The following is a 3,975-nucleotide window of genomic DNA, read 5'->3' as shown; positions in this document are numbered from 1 at the left end:
GGTATGTATTATGCGGCAGGCTGGTCCGTAAACGCCGAACAAACGATTATAGAACACACTGGGGGCAATCCAAATTTCAGAACCGAAGTAGTTATACTGCTAAATGAACGAACAGCCGTCTCCTTGCTGAGCAACGGCGCAAATACCAATACAAACATGGTACTAAAAGTTAAAGATATATTGGAAGGCAATCTAACTCAGTCATATGAAATAAGCGGCACACAGCTTTTGGATATCATTTTGTCGTCTATCACAATTATTTTTTGCCTATTGGCCGTTTTGCTATTTCTCTTAGGATTACGCAGAAGGAAAACGAATGAGCAGCAGCCAATGACAAAAAAGAGAATAACCGTAACAGTTATTTTCCTGATCGTTACGATTGCCCTGTGTATACTGTGCTGTGCTTTGGATTGGTCAACAATACTTATTTTGCAAACATATAGTGTTCTTACAGCTTTGATTTCGTCAGCATTATTAACAGCAAGCATTACATGGTTTGTATACAATCACCGATAAAATACCTCGCTCCTAAGATAAGCATAATGTTAAGTCATTAAATTTCAATTTATCCCGCTTTAATGGGCAGTAAGACCCCCAACTCAAAATTCAGCGAAAGCAAAGAATTTAGGTGGGGGTCGGGCTGCCCATTAAAGTCCGATTGGTGAGGGCTGATAATCAGTGGGGGGTGAAGAAAACCCCCACTGATTAAAGTTTCACTTTATTAAAAATGAAATAAAATAGTTAAGAAGTACGCATGGGTGTAATGAAGAACTAATAAAACATATCTTGCCACTAGAATGGGAGCATATCAACTTTTTAGTTGAGTAACGCCAGCATTTCAGAAAAAATACAATAAGCTGTCCATATGGGCAGCTTATTTACATAATTCTCGATATTGGAAGTTGATTAATATTAGCTTATTTGTCTTATAAGTTAAATTGAGAACAATTAGATTCCTAAATATTTCAGTTCTTTTTGTATGTTATTCAAAGCAAATCCCTCTCGTTCTCGAAAGGGGTTATTTGATTCGTTCGAAGATAATCTCAAAATATTGCGCGTATCCTGCGATTGATGGTGCAAAGATTTGAACAAATTTCCAACCGTCTTCAGCATGTTCGGCAATAATACGCTTATAATCTTCTTTAGGTTCCCCTTTCCAGTTATTAACTTCGACTTTCACGAATTTGTAATCGTACATATCCTTTCCCCCTTTTCCTAATTGTACCATTTCAGAGAATCGATTTGTTATGATTTTTGGATGTATATGGTATTCGCATTCAGTTAATATAACGTAACATTATCGGTAGCAAGGACAAGGAGGAACCCTGCTCTCATAAGGGAACCTCCTTTTTACGTTCTATGGATCTATACATTTTTTTATACATTCCTATCCTGAAGGGGATTTTAAGATTTCTGTTTGTTACTGAATTAGCTGAAAAACGGTATAAAACCTTGCATACTTCTTAGCTTGTTTTTTTAATGCTGGCGATATCCTACATCCATCAACTTATGAATTTTATAATGTCTCCAAACTAAGAATTTCTTGTGTTTGTAGTCCAAAATTTTATGCAATAAAAAAATATCTCGAATTTGAGATAAATCACTTGCTTTTTAATCACTTGAGTTGTAAAGTGATAGTAACGAAAGCGATTGAGTCATATGAAAAACATACACTCAGTTGCTTTCGATTTACAAAACAAAGTAATTTATAAATGGATTCAGTGCAGCTTATTCAATAAAAAAATACGACTAAGCTATAAAAACATAATGAGCATAAATTGAAAAGTTAATAACCATATTATTTGTTGGAAATATTATTTTTTAGGTATCACTTGACTAGTAAAATGAAGCGGAGGAATTATCAATGTATGAAATTAAAGGGCATCATCACATTTCAATGGTCACAAAAAACGGAAGTGAGAATAACCATTTTTATAAAAATGTGCTTGGTTTACGTCGTGTGAAAATGACGGTAAACCAAGATGATCCGTCCATGTATCATTTATTTTACGGAGATAAAACAGGAAGTCCAGGTACAGAATTATCATTTTTTGAAATGCCTTTAGTAGGAAAAACGTACCGTGGTACAAATGCAATTACTCGAATTGGATTACTCGTTCCTTCAGAGGAAAGCTTACATTACTGGAAAGAACGATTTGAGAAATTTGATGTGAAACATAGTGAAATGACAACATATGCAAATCGTCCTGCTTTGCAATTTGAGGATGCTGAAGGTCTGCGTCTCGTACTACTCGTTTCAAACGGAGAAAAAGTAGAGCACTGGGAAACGTGGGAGAAATCCGAAGTTCCGGCTGAACATCAAATTCAAGGAATGGGTTCTGTGGAAATGACAGTGCGTAGACTGGATAAACTGGCAAGTACACTAACAGACATATTTGGTTATACAGAAGTTAGCCGAAATGACGAAGAAGCGATTTTCCAGTCTATTAAAGGGGAAGCCTTCGGAGAGATCGTTGTGAAATATTTAGATGGTCCTACTGAAAAGCCGGGCCGTGGTAGCATTCACCATTTAGCAATTCGTGTAAAAAACGATGCAGAGCTTGCTTATTGGGAAGAACAGGTAATAAAAAAAGGTTTCCATTCTTCAGGCATTATCGACCGTTTCTACTTTAAAAGCTTATACTTCCGCGAATCAAACGGAATCTTATTTGAAATTGCGACAGATGGACCAGGATTTACAGTTGATGGAGATGTAGAGCATTTAGGAGAAAAACTTGATTTACCGCCGTTCTTAGAAGAGCAGCGAGCAGAAATTGAAGCGAAATTAGCACCTATTGAAGAGAAGTAATAGAAGAGAAAATAAAATTTAAAACCACTGGAGGAATATAAAATGAACCAATTAAAAGGAATTCACCACGTTACAGCAATTACAAGTAGTGCAGAAAAGAACTATGAGTTTTTCACTCTCGTTTTAGGAATGCGTTTAGTTAAAAAAACAGTAAACCAAGATGATATTCAAACGTATCATTTATTCTTTGCAGATGATAAAGGTAGTGCAGGAACAGATATGACATTCTTTGACTTCCCAGGTGTTCCAAAAGGTGTACACGGTACAAATGAAATTTCAAAAACTTCATTCCGCGTTCCAACTGACGCAGCACTAGAATATTGGGTGAAACGTTTTGACCGTCTTGAAGTAGAACATACAGGAATTAAAGAGCAATTTGGTAAGAAAACTCTTTCGTTCGTTGACTTTGATGATCAACACTATCAATTAATCTCAGATGAATTAGATAACGGGATAGAATCAGGTACACCGTGGCAAAATGGTCCAGTTCCATTAGAATATGCAATTACTGGTTTAGGACCTGTATTTATCCGTATCGCGAACTTTAGTTATTTCAAAGAGGTGCTAGAAAAAGTTCTATTATTTAAAGAGATTGCTCAAGAAGGAGAATTCTACTTATTTGAAGTAGGTGAAGGTGGAAACGGTGCCTCTGTCATTGTAGAACATAATACAGTTCTTCCTGAAGCACAACAAGGTTTTGGTACAGTGCATCATGCAGCGTTCCGTGTAGAGGATCGCGCTGTATTAGAAGAGTGGATTGAGCGACTAAGTCGAGTTGGACTCCCTTCATCTGGTTATGTAAATCGTCACTTCTTTGAGTCATTATACGCAAGAGTTGCGCCGCAAATTTTATTCGAGTTTGCAACAGACGGCCCAGGGTTTATGGGAGATGAGCCTTATGAAACGCTTGGAGAGAAATTATCTTTACCTCCGTTCTTAGAGCCAAAGCGTGAAGAAATCGAAAAATTAGTTCGTCCAATTGATACAGTGAGAAGTACGAAGGAATTTATTAAAGAGTAACAATAGAGAGAATAAGTAGGAGAGCAAGTAGTTTTAGCGAATCTCTGGAACTGCTTGCTTTTTCTTACGATTAGTCAACCTGTATTTATAGATTTTTGATGGATTGAGTACCAAAAATCTATATCACACATGTATCCACGTATAAC

Annotated in this window: 4 protein-coding genes; 3 read left to right on the top strand and 1 reads right to left on the bottom strand. The window is 36.5% G+C overall.

Going from position 1 to position 3,975, the window contains the following annotated elements; all coding sequences use genetic code 11:
* On the top strand, positions 1 to 516 hold a 516-nt coding region (locus MR155_RS30640; RefSeq protein ID WP_242312059.1), incomplete at its 5' end, for a hypothetical protein.
* 502 nt (positions 517 to 1,018) lie between these two features.
* On the opposite strand, the gene MR155_RS30635 is transcribed toward MR155_RS30640, so the two are convergent.
* Positions 1,019 to 1,198 carry a DUF4177 domain-containing protein gene (locus MR155_RS30635; protein ID WP_000272495.1) on the bottom strand — a complete coding sequence of 60 codons (180 nt, stop codon included), beginning with the start codon at positions 1,196 to 1,198 and terminating at the stop codon, positions 1,019 to 1,021.
* A gap of 666 nt (positions 1,199 to 1,864) precedes the next feature.
* Between MR155_RS30635 and MR155_RS30630 the strand changes: the two genes are divergently transcribed.
* On the top strand, positions 1,865 to 2,809 hold the full coding sequence (locus tag MR155_RS30630; RefSeq protein ID WP_242312058.1) for a ring-cleaving dioxygenase: 945 nt from the start codon (positions 1,865 to 1,867) through the stop codon (positions 2,807 to 2,809).
* A gap of 42 nt (positions 2,810 to 2,851) precedes the next feature.
* Positions 2,852 to 3,829 (top strand): ring-cleaving dioxygenase, encoded by a 978-nt coding sequence (locus MR155_RS30625; RefSeq protein ID WP_242312057.1) that lies wholly within the window; start codon positions 2,852 to 2,854, stop codon positions 3,827 to 3,829.
* Positions 3,830 to 3,975: the final 146 nt, after the last annotated feature.

The organism is Bacillus cereus group sp. BfR-BA-01331 (genome assembly GCF_022663915.1).
GTDB classification, from domain to species: domain Bacteria; phylum Bacillota; class Bacilli; order Bacillales; family Bacillaceae_G; genus Bacillus_A; species Bacillus_A mycoides.
The sequence above is the reverse complement of the archived record's forward strand: the minus strand, read 5'-3'. Positions and strand labels throughout refer to the sequence as shown.